Annotated in this window: 18 protein-coding genes and 1 pseudogene; 15 read left to right on the top strand and 4 right to left on the bottom strand. The window is 46.2% G+C overall.

Annotated elements, in window-relative coordinates:
- Window positions 1–139 precede the first annotated feature (139 nt).
- A pseudogene (locus VGM55_RS14085) lies at window positions 140–256 on the bottom strand (transposase); the annotation flags it as partial.
- 571 nt (window positions 257–827) lie between these two features.
- On the opposite strand from VGM55_RS14085, the gene VGM55_RS14080 reads away from it, so the two are divergent.
- The 14 genes from VGM55_RS14080 (at window position 828) to VGM55_RS27510 (ending at window position 17098) form a co-directional block, all read left to right on the top strand.
- Window positions 828–1364 (top strand): fimbrial protein, encoded by a 537-nt coding sequence (locus VGM55_RS14080; protein WP_331635814.1) that lies wholly within the window; start codon window positions 828–830, stop codon window positions 1362–1364.
- A gap of 48 nt (window positions 1365–1412) precedes the next feature.
- Complete coding sequence (locus VGM55_RS14075; RefSeq protein WP_331635813.1) at window positions 1413–3860, top strand: fimbria/pilus outer membrane usher protein; 2448 nt, start codon at window positions 1413–1415, stop codon at window positions 3858–3860.
- 26 nt (window positions 3861–3886) lie between these two features.
- Window positions 3887–4612, top strand: coding sequence for a molecular chaperone (locus VGM55_RS14070; RefSeq protein WP_331635812.1), 726 nt, complete (start codon window positions 3887–3889; stop codon window positions 4610–4612).
- Window positions 4613–4629: 17 nt separating this feature from the next.
- Window positions 4630–5361, top strand: a complete 732-nt coding sequence (locus VGM55_RS14065; protein WP_331635811.1) for a molecular chaperone — start codon at window positions 4630–4632, stop codon at window positions 5359–5361.
- Between the two features lie 20 nt (window positions 5362–5381).
- The gene (locus VGM55_RS14060; protein ID WP_331635810.1) at window positions 5382–5906 is read left to right on the top strand and encodes a fimbrial protein; all 525 of its coding nucleotides are present in this window, start codon (window positions 5382–5384) and stop codon (window positions 5904–5906) included.
- 38 nt (window positions 5907–5944) lie between these two features.
- The gene (locus VGM55_RS14055; protein WP_154187462.1) at window positions 5945–7333 is read left to right on the top strand and encodes an EAL domain-containing protein; all 1389 of its coding nucleotides are present in this window, start codon (window positions 5945–5947) and stop codon (window positions 7331–7333) included.
- A gap of 304 nt (window positions 7334–7637) precedes the next feature.
- Window positions 7638–8492, top strand: a complete 855-nt coding sequence (locus VGM55_RS14050) for a hypothetical protein (RefSeq protein WP_331635809.1) — start codon at window positions 7638–7640, stop codon at window positions 8490–8492.
- A 15-nt stretch (window positions 8493–8507) separates the two neighbouring features.
- Window positions 8508–9587: a hypothetical protein gene (locus VGM55_RS14045; protein ID WP_154187460.1), complete on the top strand. Its 1080-nt coding sequence runs from the start codon at window positions 8508–8510 to the stop codon at window positions 9585–9587.
- A gap of 63 nt (window positions 9588–9650) precedes the next feature.
- Complete coding sequence (locus tag VGM55_RS14040) at window positions 9651–11693, top strand: hypothetical protein (protein WP_331635808.1); 2043 nt, start codon at window positions 9651–9653, stop codon at window positions 11691–11693.
- Between the two features lie 90 nt (window positions 11694–11783).
- Complete coding sequence (locus VGM55_RS14035) at window positions 11784–13382, top strand: Ig-like domain-containing protein (RefSeq protein ID WP_331635807.1); 1599 nt, start codon at window positions 11784–11786, stop codon at window positions 13380–13382.
- A gap of 64 nt (window positions 13383–13446) precedes the next feature.
- Window positions 13447–15051, top strand: a complete 1605-nt coding sequence (locus VGM55_RS14030; protein WP_331635806.1) for an Ig-like domain-containing protein — start codon at window positions 13447–13449, stop codon at window positions 15049–15051.
- 93 nt (window positions 15052–15144) lie between these two features.
- Entirely contained in the window at window positions 15145–16065 is a 921-nt protein-coding gene (locus VGM55_RS14025) for an Ig-like domain-containing protein (RefSeq protein WP_154187456.1), read from the top strand.
- A gap of 34 nt (window positions 16066–16099) precedes the next feature.
- Entirely contained in the window at window positions 16100–16390 is a 291-nt protein-coding gene (locus tag VGM55_RS14020; protein WP_154187455.1) for an Ig-like domain-containing protein, read from the top strand.
- A gap of 456 nt (window positions 16391–16846) precedes the next feature.
- Window positions 16847–17098 carry a FaeA/PapI family transcriptional regulator gene (locus VGM55_RS27510; RefSeq protein WP_038477760.1) on the top strand — a complete coding sequence of 84 codons (252 nt, stop codon included), beginning with the start codon at window positions 16847–16849 and terminating at the stop codon, window positions 17096–17098.
- 304 nt (window positions 17099–17402) lie between these two features.
- Here VGM55_RS27510 and VGM55_RS14015 read toward each other — a convergent pair whose 3' ends face one another.
- A complete protein-coding gene (locus VGM55_RS14015; RefSeq protein ID WP_331635805.1) occupies window positions 17403–18296 on the bottom strand; it encodes a Kdo hydroxylase family protein in 894 nt (297 codons plus the stop codon).
- Window positions 18297–18599: 303 nt separating this feature from the next.
- Entirely contained in the window at window positions 18600–19136 is a 537-nt protein-coding gene (locus VGM55_RS14010; protein WP_331635804.1) for a GNAT family protein, read from the bottom strand.
- Window positions 19137–19656: 520 nt separating this feature from the next.
- Between VGM55_RS14010 and VGM55_RS14005 the strand changes: the two genes are divergently transcribed.
- Window positions 19657–20589 (top strand): omptin family outer membrane protease, encoded by a 933-nt coding sequence (locus VGM55_RS14005; RefSeq protein ID WP_331635803.1) that lies wholly within the window; start codon window positions 19657–19659, stop codon window positions 20587–20589.
- Window positions 20590–20758: 169 nt separating this feature from the next.
- Here the strand turns inward: VGM55_RS14005 and VGM55_RS14000 are convergent, their stop codons facing one another.
- The gene (locus VGM55_RS14000) at window positions 20759–22555 is read right to left on the bottom strand and encodes a lytic polysaccharide monooxygenase (RefSeq protein WP_331635802.1); all 1797 of its coding nucleotides are present in this window, start codon (window positions 22553–22555) and stop codon (window positions 20759–20761) included.
- Window positions 22556–22683 lie beyond the last annotated feature (128 nt).

Genomic DNA, 22683 nt, shown 5'->3' with positions numbered 1-22683 from the left:
GGCCTAAGAGGCCGTCCAGTTGTTGAGGCGATTGTGTGCGAATTACCCATTTGGGCACAGGTTTTCCTGATGCCGGATAGATGTAAGCAACAACCCAAAACCAGAATCAGTGCTTGCAAAACGGAGGTAGTCCATAGATGTAAAAAGTGGCTTCAGAAATGCCCATCTTTCTGCACACTTCCTCCACTCTGGTGCCGGTTTCGGCCTGTTTCAGCGCAAATGCAATCTGTTCTTCGGTATAACGGGTCTTTTTCATGGCGATGAGCCTCTTTGTGAGATGAAAGAAAGACCAGATACTTCAGTTTAGACTGGCACTGTTTTCAGGGGGGAGATCACGTTAGCTCCCCTCTTCATTTGGGGCAAGAACAATAAGGTCAGATTCTTTCTGGCCTTTTTTATATTCAAGATCAAGAAATTAAATCCTAAATACTGCCAGCCTATTGCACTCCCCCGGAAGCCATACTTCCTATTAAGAATATTCGCCCGGAAAACTCTCCCCGATTGTGAATGAAATAATTAAATTACAGTATTTAGCGATCCAGTTATGTAACTTAGTTGGTTATTTAGTGATATGGCAAAGTATAAAAACCCAAACCAATCAATCGCACCAGTAAGAAATGATGGTTTTTTGATTCAACAAACACAAAAAAATCAGCACAAATCACCAAAATGATGCATTAGTAGCCGCCAGCATTGAAATTAAAAACTAAAAAAACCCCACATCAGACATTCCCCCTCTATAGACTACAAAAAATAATTACTATCAGTGCCGGGACGTAGTTGGATATTGCGTTCTATAAAAATAAATAGGCACAAGGAGAATAGTAATGGCTTATAAAAAATTAATGGTTTCATCAATGGTGGGTCTTTTCATGGCATCGACTGGTGCAATGGCAGCCGATCAGGGACAGGGACAAATTCGTTTCATTGGTAGCATTATTGAGTCCCCATGCTCTATTGACCCGGATAAAACGACTCAGGAAGTTAACTTCGGTCAGGTATCTTCAGCTTTTCTAAATAGCACAGGTGCTAAATCTGGTCCTGAAGAAGTCATCATTGAGCTGAAAGACTGTACGCTTTCAGGCAACGGCGATGATGACTCTGTAAAAGTAACCTTTAGCGGCCAGCAGGTGACTGACGAAACCTACCTGAATGTTTCCGGCGTTGATGGTGTTGGCGTGACCATGGTTGACTGGCAGAACACCGCCGTTAAATGGGGTGCAACACCGGCTAATGCTCACTCCATTACCGCAGGTAGAAATACCCTGAACTATAACGCTTACCTTGAGAAACTGCCTAATATATCAGCAATCACGACGGGTGATTTTGTCGCAATTACAAACTTCACTTTAGCATACGAGTAATAATAAGCATTCCCTGCATTGCAGGGAATGCCTTTTGAATAAATCCTAATGAAAAAAAACAATATCCTGGTCCTCTCTTTGGCATTCTTCTGCATTGACGCAAGTGCCGTGGAGTTCAATACCGATCTGTTAAATGCCAATGATAAGAATAATATTGATTTTTCAATGTTTTCCAATGCTGGATTTATCATGCCGGGCACTTATTCATTCGATATTTATTTAAATAAAAACATTCTGTCCGAAAGTACAGTAATTAAATTTATTACCGCAAAAGATAATACTGAAGCATGTATTACCAGAGAGCTTGTCGAAAAACTGGGGCTACGAAAAGAATATAGAGATCTGGTCTTAAGTCATCAGCTTGACGGTTGCTACAGCCTTGACGCGCTGAAAGGTGCCGTGGTTAAAGGCGATCTTTCCAAAGAATCGCTCTATATCTCCATCTCGCCTCAAATGCTTGAGTACCACGACGCAAACTGGCTACCGCAGGCTTACTGGGACAATGGCCTGAACGGGATGATTTTAGATTACAACATGAGCCTCAATACCGGGAAAAACCGCGGTAGCTCACAGTCTCAAACGACCAGCACAAACGGGACTCTCGGCTTCAACGCCGGTGCCTGGCGCTTCAGGGGCGACTACCAGGGAAACTATAGCCATTTAACTGGCCATCAAGGAAGCACCCAGCAAAATTTTGACTGGGACCGTTTTTACGCGTACCGGGCATTACCGGATATTCAGTCTGAATTGACGCTGGGTGAAAGTAATCTTACCTCAGATATTTTTGACTCATGGCGCTATAGCGGCGTGTCGCTGGCTAGCGACCAAAAGCAGCTCCCGCCAGCTTTGCGTGGCTACGCCCCGGAAGTCAACGGCATCGCCCGTACCAACGCAACCGTCACCGTGAGCCAGCAGGGGCGAGTGCTCTATGAGACGGTTGTCGCGGCAGGCCCATTCACTATTCAGGAACTGAGCACGTCTACGTCGGGCTTGCTGGATGTGGATATCAAAGAACAGGACGGGTCCACGCAGCATTACCAGGTCATGGCGTCGTCACTGCCCTACCTGACAAGGCCGGGGCAAACACAGTACAAACTGGCTTTAGGCAGGCCGGAAGATCGACGTCGCCATGTCAGCGGTGACCTGTTTGTGACCTCAGAAATGTCCCGGGGCCTGTCGGGAGAGTGGTCCGCATATGCGGGTGCCATACTCTCTGGATCTTATAAAAGTGCGGCACTTGGCGTAGCCAGAAGCTTAGGCGTTGCAGGTGTGGTATCCGCCGATGTTACACATGCAGAATCAACCTTCAAAAACAACAGCTACAAGGGCGAGTCATACCGACTTAAATATTATAAAAACTTTGAAGAGTTAAACAGCACGTTCACGGTTTCTGGGATTCAGTATTCGGACTCCGATTTTTTCAGCATGTCAGACTATATAAACAAAGAAAATGACTGGGATGACAGCCGTCGGGATCGTAGCCAGTACAGCGTGAGCCTAACGAAAAACTTCAGCGAACAAAAAATGTCGCTGAGCGCCAGTTTTTTGCACAAGACCTATTGGGCCGGGGGAAATAATGACAGCTACTCGTTAAACCTCAGCAAATATATTGATTTTCATGAATGGAAAAATATTACTTTTAGCCTGTCGGCCGTAAGAAACAACTATTACCGCAGCCAGGATGACATGGTGTACCTCAACCTGAGCATTCCACTGGGTAATGGCACAGTCAGCTATAGCAACAGTATATCGAAAAATAATATTAACCAGGTCGCCGGCTGGTACCAGCAGCTTCACAATGGCGATAGCTACCGCTTACAAACCGGCATCGACAAACCAAAGAATAATGGTGCCAAAAATCTATTAAACGGTTTCTATTACCACAATGGCTCACTGGCAAATATGTCAGCCAACATTAACTGGAAAGAAGACAATTATACCTCCGCAGGCCTGAACATAAACGGGGGGATTACAGCCACGACAAAAGGCATCGCCATGCACCCATCAGGTAACCGCGGATCAACGCGTGTGATGATCGACACCGATGGCATCGCCGATGTTCCGCTGGGAAAAAACCTGGTCACAAACGGCATGGGTATTGCCGTACAGGCCGGTGTTACCAGCTATTCACGAGTAAGAAGTGAGGTTGATGTCACCCGCTTACCTGAGGATATAGAAGTTATTGGCTCTCCAGTGGCAGAACAAGTTTTGACAAATGGCGCCATTGGTTTCAAGAAAATAAACGTGATTAAGGGGCTTAAGCTCGCCGCAACGCTGCGCCTCAAAGATGGCAACCCCGTGCCCTTTGGCGCGACCGTGCTGAACAAAAACGGTGTCGAATTGGGCATTGTGGGTGACAACGGACTGACCTGGCTATCAGGCATTAATACCCACCAGGCATTGACGGCAAAATGGAATGGGAACGCGCAGTGCAAAATCGCATTGCCGGAATATATCAACCCACAAAATATGTTACTTCTTCCGTGCGAAGAATAACCAAAGTGAATGAATAGATAATTTTTATGATGAAGAAAATCAACCTAAATACTTTTTTACTCCTCTTTATTATTGCCGTGATGAACTACCAGCAGGCGCGCGCGGCGATTGCCGTTGACCGAAATAGAGTGATATATCACGAAGGCGACAATAATTTGTCCATCCGCATAAGAAACGATAATCATACTCGCCCCTACCTGGCGAAGGCCTGGGTCGCGGATAAGCAAGATAACAGTGCATCAGTGCCGCTTATTGCCACACCGATGGTACAGCGCATTGAACCTGAAACTTACTCTTTTATTCGAGTAAGCCCAACAGCGTTGGAAAAAAATCTGCCGAAAGACAGAGAAAGTATGTACTACTTTAGCGTACTTGAAATTCCAACCGTCAGCTCAACAGAAAATGTTATGCAGTTGGCCCTACAAACTAAAGTTAAGCTATTTTATCGCCCGGAAGCACTCGAGGATGACGAAGTAAACTTCCACATGGACAAATTAACAATTCATAAAGTGGGCATTAATCGATATCAGTTGGCAAATGCCTCTGCTTTTTATCTCAACATCATTAGCTTCAATGACAAAAATGGAAAAAAAATAATAAAAGCCATAACACTGCCCCCGTTTAGCGAAGAGCTTGTCGATCTCAAAACAGAGACATTAGGGAAAATCTCCATTGTTAATGATTTTGGTTCAAAGATGCCGTTCAATTTACTTTGCAACAGCAATGAATGCCGCCCAGAGCTAAAAGAATAAGGGATAAGGGATACAAAATGAAATTTGTATATATCTTTATGTTGGTCATTTTAAATAGTGTTGTGTCTGATGCCAATGCAGCTTTATCGCTTGATCGTACAAGACTCATTATTAATGAAGAACAAAATGCAGTTTCGCTTCGGGTTACCAACAAAAGCGAATCAGACCCTTATCTTGCTCAGGGCTGGGTCGAGGACGCTGATGGCCAGCTGATTGACCAGTTTATGGTGGTGCCGCCGGTGCAAAGAATTGAAGCCGGTCAATACAGCATCTTCAGGCTCCAGCAGTTGGCGAAGGCGATGAACCTCCCTAAAGACCGCGAAAGCGTTTTTTACTTTAATCTGCGGGAAATTCCGCAAAAAAGTCACAAAGAAAACGTGCTTACCCTGGCTATTCAGACAAGGATAAAGGTCTTTTGGCGCCCAAAATCGCTGAAAGTCACAAAAGCGGATGATACCGTGCCCGGCATGAAGGCGGTCACCCTAGTCAAGTCCGCCCGTGGTTATGAAATTAATAATCCAACGTCTTACTACCTGTCGATTACCGGACTGGAGCTGAAAGAGAAGGTAAAAATACCACCGTTCATGGTGCCACCTAAAGGAAGCTACACGTTAAAACACCAAGGTAGTGAAGCTGTGGAAAAAATATTACTAACCGCAATAAATGATTATGGCAGCCCAAGAACGCTATCTTTTTCCTGCCGAAAAGATATATGCCAGATAGAAGATATCATTATACCAAAACGATAATCTGTATAAACGGACTTTATATGCGTAATAAATATTTGGCACTTATGGTGCTGCTTCCTTGCCTGCATGTTAGCTATGCTTTTTCTATTAACGCCATTGAAGGAACGACAACAGAAGTTATCGTTACGGGTGAAATTCTGGAAGATCCGCCTTGTGAAATAAACGGTGGTGATGAAAAAACAGTGTCATTTGGCCAGGTTAACCAATCGAAAATAGAAGCTGGTGAATATCTTAAAAACTTTAGCCTTGACGTCGTTTGCGAACCCAATGCCATTGCCAACGGACGCATATTCACGTTTACGCTGGGGGGTACCGTCGCAGATTTTGATACGGGCAACAAAACAATTATAAAGGTTAACGACGTTGATAATTTGGGTGTGAAACTATTTAAGGACGGCAAGGAACTGGCGTTAGATCATGCAGAAAATTTTGATGTTGCTTCTGGCGTTATTAATCTGGATGCGTTACTTGTAAAAAAGAAAGGTGAAACAGTCGACGCAGGTAATTTCTATGCAACGGCTGTGATCCAGATAGATATTCAATAAGGACCTCCATACAAACCCTGCCAACAGGAGGGCAGATCATGTCAATCATGATGGATGTTTTGACGACTAAAAATAACGACAGCATCTACAGAAAGATAATTGAATTCAGAATTCAACCGCTGGTTTCATTGCAAACAAACGAAATTGTCGCATGGGAAATCCTGAGCCGATTATCACCTGAAATTAGTGATATAGAAAAATTTTTCAATGAAATAACACCCGCTCAAAGCCTCGCGATTTTCTTTAGTCAGTTTCATGCGGCCAAATCCAGGTCTCTAAAAACCGGGCCTGCTCAATACTGGTTAAATTTACCGGTGGCGGTGATTGCTGACGAGTTTTCTATTGAGCAACTCAACACCTTAGCCCATGAAGGGTGCTTTGTTATCGAGGTCCAGGATCCTGAAAATATTAAAAAGCTGGATGTTTTATCCCGATTTAATTTTATCAAAGGGTTACGTCGCCTGAAAAAAACGGGATGGCCAGTTTACCTTGACGATGTTACGCCGGATTTAACCGCAGACATAGATTCTATTGGTTTGAAATTTAAGGGTATTAAAACATGTCGCACTGCCCTGCCTCGCACCAAAGCCGAGCTAAAGGCGTTTATAGGCTGGGTGTATTCTTTGCGATCGCATGGCTCAGTTATCGTTGCCGAAGGCATTGAAACCGAGGATATGCGCGATCTTGCTGTGCTTTCTGGCGCAGATTTAGGCCAGGGCTTTTTATGGCCAGAGAAAAGCCTGGCCCTCAGCACAACGGGGATCCAAAGCTATGCAGAACGTCTGGAGGAAGCAAGAAACCGACGAAAAGTTAACGGCATCAGAATTAGCATACCGGATAGAAATGAGGTTTGGGTACAGGGCATCCTGCTGCTGTTGACTGAAATTCTTCATAGCGAAGGCATGCTTCAAGACATTGTGCTGACTAATGAAGCGAATTCAGATCTCATATTCAGGGAGTCGTGGTGCGGGCTGCCGCCGATAAACTGCGACCGCTATCGGCATGACCCCGTGTACCGACAGAAGGCGACGCAGCGCAGAATGATTTTGGTGTATCCCAATAAAAACCAGCTGGATAATCGCCTGCACTGCCCTGCTATTTCGGCCTATATCACGCTAGAAGATACGGTACAGGAGCTTTATGCCAGCCTGCGCCGGCTGGTCATTGGCGGCAAGAATGGGCGCGCTAACAGAAACATCATAGACGGCTCAACGGGGTGTTCAATAATATGTAAAAATCAGAAGCTTAATGATAAGGAGCTTTATGTCATCACCAAAGTCAGCGAAGGAATGAAGTACTCAGATATCGCCAAAATTTTGCAAATCGGCCCCAAAATGGTGAGCAGCTATAAGCGTTCAGCGATGTGCAAGCTGGGGTTACAGAATAATGTCGATTTGCTTTCCTATTTCAACTGGCGAGCGATGTGATCTTTACCGGCCCCCTCATGGAACTTCGCAAATCAACTAAACCAATGTCAAAAAAACATTGTTAAACCTGATAAAAACAGAAAATGGCAGTCACTTTCTCTGTTTTATTATCTTATCACGACTTTTAATGTCGCAAGAAATTTCATTTTATTAATTCGCGAAATAACTGTGCGCACAATTATTTTCGTCCCATTTTCACTTTGTAAAACTTGCAGAGAAAATATTTCAGCAGTAACGTTATCCACATCGGATGACTTACATGACTGCCATTTAAATATAGCCTTCATGGAGAATAAAATAGTCTATGTACAATCTATTCAGCCGAGATTTTTACCGATTTTTTATTGGCATTGGTATGGCCGTAATTTTCTCAGTGGTACCAGATGTTAGTTACGCATTCAAATGGCCGGTGGTATTAGATGTCACCGTGGATCTTACTGGGCCAGGCACCGCAACCTATACCGGAAACTGGACGATGATTGATATCGATGACAGCCTGGACGCTTATGCTCCAGGATATACGGGCATAATACATCGGCACGAAACAAGTAAAGGTGAAGTTCAGATAGGGTCAATGGACCCGTCGACTAAACTTCACCTTCTTAGACCTGAGTGCCCTAATTCTTTAATTACGTTCAGCTGCATTGGCAAAAAATGGATTGAGCAAAATGGTGAGTCTGGCACATACACTGTTTATCATGACGGGGACCACAATGGCAGCGAATGTATTGGTATCGCGGCCACGGCTAATGACTACAGTTCAATGTGGAATTCAAGAGTTTACCCTGCAACGGCTGCTACCCAGTGTATTGGCACACCACCAGTAAACCAATACTGTGCTCTGAGCCAGGATAAGATTGAATTTTATTATGGTTCATTAACTGTGAAGCAAGCACCAGGAGCAATACAGTCGAAGGATATTAATGTCGAGTGTACCGATGCTATTCCATATACGTTAAGACTTAGAGGCAATGATAAAATACCGCTTGATAATGGCATGCATGCTGAATTAACAACGGATAATGGCACATTATTAGGAGAAACATTATCCGGCCAGCAGGGCCTAAACATTATTAAATTAACCAGTGAGCTAAAGGGAACACCAAATAGAATCGGGTCTTTTAATGGTTCGGGAGTTCTCTTTGTTTCTTATCCATAGGTAAGGAGAATTAAGATGGCATTTTTAGTCGGCATTTCAACTGAAAATAAGACCTGGTGTAATACCTGGTCAGGCATTCCTTTTGGAGTGACCGCACGTGTTGTGGACGACGCGACACTTCTCCCACAGCGTGAGCAAATTGTTCGCTTTGAGCTTCCTGCCGGGAGTGGGAGCTGGATGGAGAACGACGCCAGCACTATTGAGCTGATGACCAATTATAACGGGGAAGTTTCCGCCGAGATTAAGATTGCAACCACCGCACCACAGAAACTTGCCATTACTGCGTCAGTTGTTAAAGATGATGGTACGCTTGGCGCAACATACACCTCTACTGTTGTCATCGTCGCACCCACCGTTAAAGCCCCTGACTACCCGATTGCCAGTGGCGATCAAAATAAAATTACCGAAGACGATGTGGCCGCGGGCGTCTACGCTATTCTCGTCATTGACAATCCGAATGTGGCAGATCTGGTCACATTCCATTTCGGTGTAAATCCCCTGATCAGGCATTCAGAAAACAACACCACTGAAAACATTCTGCCGATTGCCGTTCCTGACGAATATATGACAACCGGTGCGCATGATACGGGTTACTACATTGTCGACTCGGCGGGTAATCCTCAATTCTCGCACGTTACTACGGTGAACGTTCAGCGCGACAGCACTTCCTCTACTATTGTTGACCTTCCAGCATTTGAGATTGCTAACGCAGAAAACGATATTATCAATATCGCCTCGGCCACTCTCGGCGTAGTCATTACCCTTAATGGCGACTACAACGGTGAGATTGTGAATGTCGCAGCTAAAGAAAATACCTATTGTAATATTTATTGGAAATCCTATATCGGCAAGGAAGAAGTTCCTGCTGCCAGCACCGTTTTCACCTTCCTTGTTGATGCTGAAGGGAGGCTAAATCCAGTTGTGCTCGACGACACCTATGACGGCGGAACCGATGCGCTGCGTGATTTATTCTACGCGCTGGGTGAAGGTATCCTTAAAATCTCCTACGAGATGGTTATGGAAATCGACAATAAACTCCACGCCTCCAAAGAACAAACCTATTACGTTGACGTTGTACCACCAGGCCGCAAATAAATTTTAATGCCCCATATATCGGCAGTGAATGCTGCCGATAATCAGATTACCTGGGAGAAAAAAATGCGGACCAGCAGAGACTTGCGTGCCCCTTTAGTGCCGCAAATGAATGACAACGGTATTATCGATAATAACGACCTGGGCAGCGGCAATATTTATGTGTTTATCCCGCCCTACAGCAACATGGCGATTGGCGATCTTATTATTCTGGACTTTGGGAAACTGGTTTCCCTCACTGAAGTTGTCAGTGATGCAAATCTAGGTCAGAACATAGAATTTCATATCCCGGAAGCTAATGTTCCTGACGGCATTTATACCGTGAGTTATACGGCAATCGATTTATCAAGCAACCCCACTTCTTCGGCCAAAGCGCTGGCCATCGTCAGCCGGGACGGTACCAGAACGCTGGAAAAACCGGTGTTTATTGACGCGGTGAACGACACGGTTTCCCTCGACAGCGTAAAGCTAAACCAGGGCACACGGATTCAGGTACCGCCTTATCAGGGCATTGAGGCTGGAGACCGGGTAGAGCTGAATTACCTGGTTTACGATACCGGAGATGAAATTATTCCGGAGGCTAGCGTCAGCGAAACGCACACCGTCGTCTCAGCTGACCTGACAACGGGTTACCAGACGCTTATCCCGGAATCAAAAATCTTCTTACCAGACAGCGCCAGAGCCGTCGCCTTCTACAGAATCACCAGAATCTCCGACGGCACAAACGCCCTCTCTTTCGATGCCAACGTCACGCTGAACGGCATTGTAGAATTCCTCGAAAATCCGCATTTTACCGATGCCCTTAGCGGCTGGTTAACCCAGTATGACGTTGCTAATGGTATTCGTGTTCATATTAATGCCTATAGCAATATGGCGGTCGGCGATCTCATCACGCTGATATGGCGCGGATTTAACACCGGGAATGAAGCTGTACCCGATGCAGATGGTCGGGTTGAGTATCGGGTATCCTCTGCCGACATTGCCCATAACATCATCCATATTACGCTGTCATCTTTTGTCGCTGAAGCCATCGATTCAGGCAAAATCGATATCTATTACCGGGTAAAAAGCGCGAGCAATCCTTATCGGGTTTCACATGCCAAAATAGCGTTCATTAATATGTCCGCAGAGCGCACGCTGCCGGCTCCTACGTTCCCTCAGGCCAGTAATGGCACAATTAAGCTGGGTGATATCCATTCCGACAACGGTATCGTCGTCGAGATCGCTTATCCCTCAATAGCCATTGGTGACCGCGTTATCGTCGTTATGCGGGGTGAAGATAAGCAAGGTGTGGAAGTCCCGGATAGCAACTCGCCTTATGAGCTTATTGTTGATAATGCCGGTAGCCAAAATATCACCGTTTCTGCCGCCTATGCCGACGCGGTAGGGGCTGAAGGCACGCTATATGCTACCTACATGGTAACGACCACGGCGGGATCCCAGTATTTATCCACCGCCGGAAGCGCACTGCTGGCCGAAGGCATTACCACGGATTTTAAATTTAAGGGCACCAGCGGCTCACCGGTGGATGATTACAGCGCCGTTCATGTATCACCCTGCAACTATGGCTTTATTCAGGCTCCGGCCGGAGACGTCATTAACGTCAGCTGCCAGACCGGCGCCACCATCCTGGAAAGCAACGCTACCGACTATACGTTCACCATGGACGCGACTGGCGTACAGCGTTTTAGAGTGAAATCGGTTGTACTGGGCGATGTTGCTATTTCCATCAGCAACGCCAACACGCCGACGAACGTTATCACCGGGGTGCTGACCTTCGAAAACTATCGACTGGGGAATGGCATTGTGAATGCCATAGCCAATACCACCAATGCCCTACCTGATGGCGTGTCACCGTGCAGTATTTATCTTTATATTGAAGAGAAAGCCAGACTGACTATATCCACTATCAGGGTTGCCGTTCCCACGCCGCTTTGGGTCAGTGGGCATAAAATTGGTGAAACTGTTGATATTACCTTAAACGCTGACGGCTCTGCCCAAATAGATATTCTTAGCAATACGGCAGTTTCAGCCGCGGGAGTCATTATTACCTCGCCACAAAGCACGGAGGTTAACCAGACGGTCAGTCTTTCATTTAGTAACTTTTAATTTTAATTTTAATTATTCATGAATACGTTTATTCAGAGATAAGCGTGTACTGAATACGGCCACCTTTTGATATTAATCAGGAGCCAATACATGACCAAAGATAAATTAGCCGTGGTGGATTTCACCTTAACCTCTACCACAGGTGCAGCGGCCAACAATACCGATACCAACGATATTACGGCAACGCTGATTGCTGATGGGGATCATCAATACGGCATTGATATTCTATTTAGCATAACAGAGCCGAGGGCAGCATTTAGCAATAATGCTCAGACCATCACGGCCACAACCGACGCCCTGGGTAAATGCACGGTGCAACTGCATAGCCTGGCCGAAGGGAAAATTAAAGTTTCAGGAATATGTTCTTTCGCAGGAGAAAGTCAAATGACAGAAGTAGAAAGTGAATTTGGTGCCCAGGTGGATACCATGGTACTCACCGCCACGGTTCAGACTGATAACGCCCGGGCGGACGGCCAGACCGCAAACCGTATTGTCTATAGCGTGATGCAGGGCACAGCGCCCGCTGTTGGTCAGTTTCTGACCTTTGACGTCATCAGTTCGTCCGGTAATGCGAAGTTGTCAGCGTCCTTTGGGCAGACGGACAGCAGCGGCAACTTTATTCTCGATATCACCAATACCACGGCAGAATCGGTGCTGGTCACCGCGAAATCCGCAACGGATGATTTCCCCTCCATCGCCAAGCAAGTGACTTTCGTCCCCGTTGCCACATCCTATACGCTCGAATCCCTGATCATGGTGAATGGCATGCAGGCCGACGGCGTGAGCGAGAATAAAATTTTATTCATCCTCAAAAACTCGCTCGGAAGCACAGTGCCACAGAAACTGCTGCAGTTTATTCCGAGCACCAACTTATCCCTGCACGATTCCATCATTGAAACCGATGCAAGCGGCAGCGTGACGCTCAGCTGCACCAGCCTGCAGGAAGGCGTCTACAGCTTAACCGCCGTTGTTTATGGTGAAGACGTCGAGCACCGCGTGGCCAACATCACCTTTGTTAAGGCCGATGAGCTCGATGCACTAACCGGGATTGTATTAAAAAATAATGCCACCGCCGACGGGGAAGACTACTGCGAGATTCAGTATCGCCTGACCAAAAAAACACAGGATGTGGTGGCCAATCAGCAAATTGAGATTGAACTTAACAGTGTGACCGCCTATGCCTCAGCTCACACCCTGACTACGGATTACGCTGGTATTGCCACCGTGAAGGTTTTTGATACCGAAGCCGAAGACGTTGTGGTCAGTGCTTATACCAAAAATCAGGATATCAGTGCACGGACGAAAATCACCTTTGGTCCTGATGAACCAGAGCAGCCAGAGAGTATAACCTTTACCGGTACATTCACTCCAGGCACCCATGGTATCGATGAAATGATTCCTGTTGGTGCCTATAATTTTGTCGCAGGGCGTATGTACCAATTTATTGCTGATAATACTTACCACGATTATTGCAATTATGGAGACGGCATATATGTTAATGGTAGCTGTGTTTCATACTCCAACGGCCAGCCTGATATAGGTGCAGGATTCGCATCCACACACTATTTTTATGGCGAGGGAACGTTCTTCTGTGTTCGCCCCGGGACTAAAGCTTACTTCAGAAATTATGTTTACAGAAGTTCTTACTCCTATAGTTACAGCTTAACAATTAACAGCTGGAAAATTTAATTCTGGCATCCACATGCCGGTGATTCCGGCATGTATTTCTAATTTATTATTTGGAGATCGGGTAATGAGCGAAAATAACGTTCGTGCTACTAACTTTTATATCCATTCAAATGATGTCGCAACGGCTAATAATGTCGACACCAATACAATTACCGCCACGCTGCGCGATGACGCAACGCCAGTTCCTGGTGTTTCCGTCAACTTTATTGTCACCGCTGAAGGTGCGACATTTTCAAACGGCAGACAGGATATTTCAGCCATCACAAATGACGACGGAATTTGCAACGTCGAGTTAAAAAGTGAAGTCGCGGGCCACATTCTGGTTAAAGCCGTTTGCTACCACGGTGATTTTATTTCCACCCAAATCGAAAGCGTGTTTGAAGAGGCTGTGGAAGGTCAGGAAACGTTAACGGCAACCGTGCTGGATGATAACACGGCCGCTGCTGACGGGCTGGATAAAATCGTCGTTGTCTATTCGCTGAAAAACGGCACCGCCCCCATTTCAGGCCAGTATATTTTTGTCAACGTTTCTGGCGGTGCGACGGCCACCCCAACCACCCTCATTACAGATGACTTCGGCACTGCGTCCATCAATATTACCAACGCATTTGCCGAGACAGTGACCGTTGAAGCAGAGGCGGTATTAATTGGCGTAAAAGCTAAACCGGTTGAACTCATCTTCGAAGCCGTGCTGCCTCCTTACACCATCACCGGCAATATTGTGTCTAACAACGCCTTCGCCGATGGTACCAGCTCCAATACCGTGCTGTTTAAGGTCACGGACACCAAAACGGGCGCGCCGGCAATGCATCAGGTCTTAGACTGCATTGCTAGCCATAATCTATCGCTGCCTGACGGCCAGTACCACCAGACAGATTTAAACGGTGAAGTCACCGTCAACTGTACCGCCCTCGTGCCGGCGGGCGATTACAGTATCGAAGCACTGCTCTATTCAAACAGCGATGTCACCTGTCTTGTCGAGGGGATCTCTTTTGCAAAACCGGAATATATTAAGGATTTAATCGGTATTGTTGTCAGAGATAATGCCGAGGCCACCGTGGGGAAAGGTGATTATTGCCAGATTCAGTACAGCCTGACCAAAGCCAACTCTCTGGATGCCGCTGAAGGGCATAATATTTATATTAAAGTGAACAGCGGCAATGTCACCGTCTCGGAAAACAAACTGACCACCGACTCAAATGGACTTGCCTCGTTAAAAGTCTACAACGCCGTCGCTGAAAGCGTAACGGTAACGGCCACAACAGATTTTGAGGATATCAGCGAGGAAACCGTCGTTAACTTCAGAAAACCTGTTTCGGTCACCTCTGGCACAATCACCAGTGACACCTTCTGCAGCCTTGATATGTTTACCGGCAGTCAGTATGACTTTATTACCGGCCACTCTTATCAATTTATGCTCAGTACCAAAGAAGCGGGCGATGTTAAAAAACAGGTGTGCCAGGACGGGTATAACATCATCAAAACATCGCAGTCGTGCCAGATTATTTCTGACCCGCACTATGCGAAGTTTGCTGACTTTAACTACGACGGGGCTATTGCAAAATGTACCCACGGCGGGGTTGATACCGCGACAAATGTTTACTATCAGATTGGGGATTATTCTTCACTGACCTACACCCTGATCATTATTGATTTAGGCGTTAATTAATTTTTCTCGAGAGCAAGGCCGCGGCTTTAAACCCGCCGTGGCCTTTTTAAAACTCACTAGTGGTTCCCAATAGCGAAAATACAGGACTTTAAGATGGATGATATCATCATTCTTAAGTCGACCGTTCAGGGCAACAACGCGGTCGCGGATGGCAAAAAAGAAAACACCATTATTTATCATTTGACGAGAAACGGTGTGCCTTACGCCGATGAATATCTTAAATTCTCAGCGGTCAGTTCAGCGGGTCACGCGGTATTATCTTCAGCGTTTGGCCAGACGGATGCAGGCGGTAATTTTGTCCTGAATGTGACCAATACCGAGGCAGAGAAAGTAATGATCTCCGCCTCTCCGGCCATTGATGGCCTTTTTCAGGGCGCTGTTGACACCCTGGTATTCAGCAATGTCGAAGCTTCTTATCATTTAGAAAGTACTCTGATCGAAAACAACGCCGCCGCGGATGGCATCAGCCAAAACAAGGTATCCATTAAAGTTTTGGATTCACTCGGAAATCCGGTTCAGGATAAATTGCTGCAGTTTTTGCCGAGCACGAATTTGACGCTGACAGACAGATTTCTGTTAACGGATGCCACAGGTAAAGCAGTAGTCAGCTGTACAGCCCGGTCTGAGGGTGATTTCTTTATCTCCGTCGAGATCTATGGTGAGAAAGACGTGCTCATCGTCAACGGAATTTCATTTTCTAAAGCCGATGAGCTTAATGCCTTAACCAGCCATATCATCGGAGATAAGGTGGATGCTGATGGTAAAGCCTACTGCGAGATACTCTATATCCTGACGAAAAAGAGTGCTCATAATGTAAATGAACAAAAAGAGATCTCGATTGTTCTGCAAAGCGTGACCGCCTTCCCCTCCAGACGAACCCTCACCACCGATGATTCTGGTACCGCTACGTTATATGTTTACAACACTGTCGCAGAGCCTGTTATCGTCAGCGCATACACCGACGACGACAATATTGTTTCCAGAACAAAAGTGCATTTTGTAACAGCGGCTTAATTTTTCTAAGTCCATAGAAATGAGGTAATGAAACATGCAATCCATCGGCTACACACCCATTCAGGAAAGAGCCAATGTCGGCACTCAGGAAATAAACTGCATCGATTTTTGCGTAAAAGAGGGCGATACGCCGGTGGGTGGGTTAACGCTGTCATTCCTGTGCAACGGGCACGCCAGACTATCGCATACAACGCAGGTTACCGATAAACAGGGTATCGCAAGAGTTTATCTTGCAAGTGAGACCAAAGAGGATGTAAGCATTAAAGCGTTTTACTACGACCGGGGCGAACTCAACTTCCAGTATGCAATCGTTAATTTTATTTAACCTCGTACGCCACATTGTAGCTTATTAATTATATTACTCTGGAATAATAGATTTCAGAGTTATTCTTTTACGGCTTATACATCGTCTCTCGAAAGCTTACTCCAGCCAGATGCCGCTCCAGTCAGTAAAATATTTACTTTCAATGTTGATACGTTGCCGTTAGTACACCCCAAACACAGCGCAGAAAAAACCAAGCTTTCCTGGCCTACACCCTCTTGCAACGCCACCTAACGGAATAATCTGACTCTATTTTTCATGAATGTTAACTACGTTTCTGATATGTACCAACAATCCTGTAAAAGAGTTAATAAAACCGTGGGCATAACCAAATATTTTATCACCATAAATTTGTGTCTGATATAAAAACAGAAAATATTACGCAGTACTTATAATTATAATTTCACATATGGTATCTTGTGATAAAATCAACCTGTACTTTAAGACAGGTTCACTCAGATGGAAAGATTCCGTAGTACCGAAACGGACGAGCATATCAGTCGCCCTTGCTCTGTAAAACTGATGAAAGAAATTTATGACACAATTGTTAATAATGGCGAGGTCACGACAAGAGAGATCTCCAATAATTGCAATGTTTCAATATACATAGCCAGAAACTGGTTACTGAAGTTAGAAGAAAAAGGCATGATTCAGTGCTCAAAATCAAAAATGAAAAAATTTGTCTGGATGCAAAACAATCGCCGGACCTAACAAATAATTCATTTAAAAAATCATAAAAACTATTATACAGATGATGCCTCACCGATCATTTGCGGTAGAGTATTGATAAATATCAATAGTAGTAATGAGCCATGTAACTTACAGGTAATTCCTATTTAAATTTTACCGTGAACGCTAATGCCATCTTTTTTCGAAGCAAATCTATTGCCTATGACGGTATATCTATTGCTATTTTGACCCATTCTTTTTGTCAACGCAGAGGGTGCTTGTCCGGCGTACGGATGACGCCAATAAAAAAGCCGCCCAAGCGGCTTTTTACACGCGGCCATAATGACTAAATCAGCGCCTTTCTTAGCAACCCTTCCAATACCTTCAGCGGTGATAGCTGCGGATTTTGCATTGAATCCACCGGCAGCAAGAACGTCTGCTCCAGCATAAACTGCCCGCCCATTGCGGCGTGAGGCGTCTGGTCTGAGAAACAAATCCAGCTGCTGCCCGGCGGGAAGTCGATGGCGACCTGCGGCCCCTGCTTCTGGTAGTCCGCATCGGCCTTCATGGCGTCGTGCATCTGCAGCATCAGGTGGTCGTAATGGCTGCGGCGACTTTTAGTGATGCCGACGGCGTTCTGTAGCCAACTGCTGAACGGAGAATAGCTTTTTAAACGTGGCAGGAAGCGCTCTGCCAGCGTGGGGAAGGCTTCTCCGACGCGCCAGCTACGGCTTTCACCGGCCGGATTGATGTTGGTGAAAATGCGCAGAATACGCTCACCATAGTTGGGGCGGGACGGGAAGGCGTCCACGTGCAGGCGGCTGTCGTCTTTACGCCAGGAGGTGTTCTGCGTCCACTGCTTAACCGGGTGCAGGCGTAGGCTGTTGGTCGGCGTGTGCAGCACCTGCTGGTATTCAGGCAGGAGGGTGGCAATAAGCTGCTGGCAGGATTCGTAATGGCGTTTAAGCAGCGCACGAACCTCTGGCTCCTGCTCAGCGACCGCAACGCCGGTCAGTTTATCTTTCAGTGGCTGATAGCTGATGTTCTTACGTTTAGGGTCAACCACTGCCGGGTTCAGCAGCGCCCTTTCCTGTTCGGTGAGCGTGAACGCCAGCTGCGGCAGAAAGATAACTTTGCCCTGCTCCAGGTCGCTAACAACGGATTCTGCGGCTGTGTTTCCCCACTGAGAAAGGGGATGTGTCAGGGTTGCAGTATCAAGAGAGATGTTTAAATCTGACATATCATTGTCCTTGCCAAATATCCGGATGGTGTATTTAACAGATGATTTTCCGGAACATTTTATTTTTAGAAAGACGAATAGGATGAAGGCGCCGAAAGATGGCGAATTCATACCAGAAAGGAGTTGGTGCCAGTATAGTAAGAATGTAAATCAAAAGTTAAACAAAACCTAAACACCGCATTCAGTGCTAAATTAAAACGCACAAAATCATAAAGTAACGCTCGGTGAACATTTCACAAATACCCTCCCATTTTGCAGCAGTAGCCCCCAGTTAAATAATGCCGCTTAAACAGGCCGCTATTTTTATTTCCACTCGCTTCGTAACAACCCGTAGGCATATTCATCACCCCATTCACCTTTAAAGAAAATATTCTGGCGGAAGTGTGCTTCGCGACGAAAACCCAGCTTTTCCAGCAGGCCAGCCGCGGCCTCGTTTCTGGCATCCACCGTCGCCACCAGGCGGTGCTTGTCGAAGGTGGTAAACAGCAGCTCAATCACTCCACTAAGAGATTCGAAAGCAAACCCCTGCCGTTGATGGCGCTCATCGAAGGTCATGCCTAATTCAGCCTGCTGGCCATCATCAAAAAAGTGAACGGCCACGTCTCCCAGCAAACGCTGGTCTTCACTGCGCACGACCGCAACCTGGAACCAGCTTTCATCGGTATTAAATTCCAGCGGCGCTTGCTGGAGATAAAAAGCATCGGCATCGGCCGCGCTATAGTTGTCCCAGCTTTGGTAGCGAGCGACTTCAGGTTGATTGCGGTATTGAATAAATACGGGCAAATCTGCGCGAGTAAATTTTCGCAGCGTCAGGCGCGGGGTGGTCAGTAACGATTCCATAAGTCATTCCTCGTGAGTGTTCTACAGCAACAGTGTCGGCATGCAGGATAACAGCTTTAAATTTTTAACATATTACGCCGCATGCTCAGGCGCCCAGGAACCTTCAGGTCGCAAAAAAAGATAGTGAAATGAATATGCTACGCCCATTTCTATTTAAATAAGCGGATAACCGTGAGTCCGCTTACATTTTAAAACTCAGCGCCCCAGCCTTAAGTTAAATTTTCTCAATAAATACATATGAATAGTTATGATATATCCCTGTAACAAAAAGCTACAAATTTAATTTTCTTTAAAATCAAACGATTCATCGCTCAAATATTCACCAATGGAAAATAATCTTTCCTCTGCCTGAAAACAGACCATAAAATACGCTCCGTTTTGCCTGGCAAGACAACCTAATAATAACTTTCAACAACATAATTTATCGCGCAACAATAACCCTTTACGGCCACCGACCTGTCCGTACAGGTTTATTTTTTGCAACACCAAACCAATGTTATAGAAAACAGAACGATACATCATGCACAAGCAAAAATACCTGCCTGCGGCTGCCGCATTGCTGTTTAGCCCGGCGCTTCTCGCTTCAACCAGCTTCAATTTTTCACCCGATGCAGTCACCACCAATATTTCCACCGGCGTTCTCAACGGAGAATCTAAAGAGCTCGTTTATAATCAACACGATGGCAGTAAATTAAGTGAACTGAAATGGAAAATTAAAAATACACCTATTATTAAAGGCGGTATTAGCTGGGATGCACAGCGCTACATCACCCTCAACGCTAACGGCTGGACAACCTTCGCCTCACGCAGGTCGCACATGTCAGACTATGACTGGCAAACGCCGGGCCAAAGCCACTGGAGCGACAAATCCACCCACCCGGATACCCGTCTGAATTACGCCAATCAGTTCGATCTCAACCTGACCGGCTGGCTGTTAAAGGAACCGGCTTATAACCTCGGCATCGTCACCGGCTACCAGGAAACACGCTATAGCTGGACCGCCAGAGGCGGCTCATACAATTATTTCAACGGCGCGCTTGTGGGTGAATTTCCTGCCGGGAAACCGGGTATTGGCTACAGCCAGAAATTTAGCCTGCCGTATGTTGGCCTGACCGGAAGCTACCGCTATCAGGATTTTGATTTAGCAGCCCAGTTCAAATTTAGCCCGTGGGTAAATGCGCGTGATAATGACGAACATTATATGCGCCAGCTGAGTTTTAGCGAAAAAGGCAGTCATTCTGATTATTATGCCGCTACCCTTTCTGCCGGGTATTACGTGACGCCAAATACACGACTCTATACAGAATTAACCTGGACACGCTTCGCCGAAGCGAAGGCCTCGACAAAAACGCGTGATAATAAAACCGGGGAAACCTGGTCTCAGGGGGGGAATGCTGCGGGTCTGAGCAACGACAGCTATACCTACGGGGTGGGGATCCAATATCGCTTTTAATTTTTATTAAGGATCTGCCAGCACGCAGATCCTTTTTCTTATCTGAGAAAGCTAAATAGCCACGGTCTCTTTTCTTGAAGGCGGCGTGAGGCGAGTTCACTGGGCGTTTAGCATTAACCCTGCCAGATCTGGCAGGGTTAAGAGGCGAACGAATTACGGGGTAATTAAATTATTTACAGCTGTTATCATTGGCTTTCTCGACACGCCATACGCCATACAGTCCACCTGTACCTGGCTCTTCCTGATTAGGATTGACGTACCACTGGTTTTGCCAAATCTTGCCGTTATGAGAAACTTTAGTACATTGAGTCGGGTAGGCAATGCTGGCGTTATATGCAGGAACATTAGCCGGTAGTTCACCGTTGCCAAACACTTTCAACTCTGCTCTGCCGGTGGCAGACCGTTCGCCGGTATCATGCTCAGCCATCACTTTAACCTGGTAATCACCGCCAGCCAGGCCTCCCTTCACGCTACCATTTTGATCGATGCCGGAAACTGCGTGACCACCTCTGAGCAAGGACCAGGTATATTTCACCTGGCCGTTGCCATTATCGAAGTTTGCTTTTGCAGTGAACTTGCCTTCCTTATCGGCAGCAAGGCTCGTCGGGCCAGTCAGCGTCACATGAGGAGCAATGACATTTACCTTCAGGGTTGCTTTACCAGAAGCACCTTTCGGGTTGGTTCCGATTAACTCAAACGTGGCAGAAGCGCCTGCATTTACGCCACCGGGTACCCGGATTTGCGTTTTGGCCTGATTATTCGGGCTGGCCGTAATACGTGTGTCACCTGCCACATGCTTCCACTTCCAGGCTGTGCCTGTTTTATCGCTGCTGCCAATCACCGGGTATCCGAAGGCCGTGGTGTTAGTGGCGATAGGTTCGATATTATAGCGATCGAGAGATACTGTCGGCGCGTCAGAATGACTCACGATTTCAATCGCGTAGCCATAATTTTTATCACTGACAAAAACCTGGTTGTGGCGCGGGAGAAATTCATTAAAGGTAATATTACCCCCTTCGTCTTTCTGGCCAATTTGCAGGAAGTTGCTGTGATCGCGGTTAAGCAATTTTCCGAGTTCTATCACCCACTTATGATTATTAATATTCTGGGCAGTTATCTCATAATACACGTCTACGATATTATCGCCGCGAGTACCTCCCATCAGACGAAAGCGCACCTTCTCACCTACTGCCGGATTGGATGCGGTTGTAATAAAATCGCCTTTATGGATCCAGCCATTTTCTGTGCTTTCATCCTCTTCACCACCCCCTTCAGGGATCTCAGAACCGTCACGAGACTTTATATTAACGTCGCTGCAGTTGTAGAAGCCTTCATTGCCTGAGTCAATGCGCTGCCAGCGAGTAAATATGATGGCCTTGCCAGTACGATCCTCTGGAATAGTAACGTTGACGGTGTGACGGATACTGGTGTCGCCATCCGCGATATCAAATTTTTTCAGTAATTCCACATCATTCCAACCCAACGCTTTCTTGGTGGGATCAACGTTTTTCTTGTTGATGTAAAACTCAATAAACGATGGAGCGTGAGCTTTAGTATAGAAATACGTCATACCAACGTTGCCATGCTGATCGGGTTGAATAGTGGTTGCGGTCCAGTCCGCTCGAGGCTGGTTAAACCCTACAAACCCAGGATTATTACCGCTGCATAGCATGCCATCCGGCACACCTTTTTTTGCCTGCTCAACGCCGTGCGGCGCAACGGCAAAACCGGTAAAACCACTCCAGTTATCAAAAGGTGCCTGCGCGGCCGGGCTGTTGTCCAGTGCAGCTTTACACGCTTTACTCAGGGCATTGGGATTCCCCCAGTGTTTGCCCTCGCTGAAGCACTCCCACTGGCGTGCTTTTGGATTTTCCATTGCCCCATGGCCAAAGGCCGGTCCAGCTAAAGAAGATAGCGTTAAGCTACCAATGATGACGGAAAGTATTTTTTTCTGATACGCAATCATGGACATTAACCATTATTTAATATTTTGTAATAGAATGACACAATATATAATGGCGTGCCGAAAACATATCAGACTGGAGAGAAACATTATAAGAAACGTCTATTTTTGATGAGTGTTGTCATTTCAGA

The organism is Cedecea sp., assembly GCF_036500665.1.
Classification (GTDB): Bacteria; Pseudomonadota; Gammaproteobacteria; order Enterobacterales; family Enterobacteriaceae; genus Cedecea.
The sequence above is the reverse complement of the archived record's forward strand: the minus strand, read 5'-3'. Positions and strand labels throughout refer to the sequence as shown.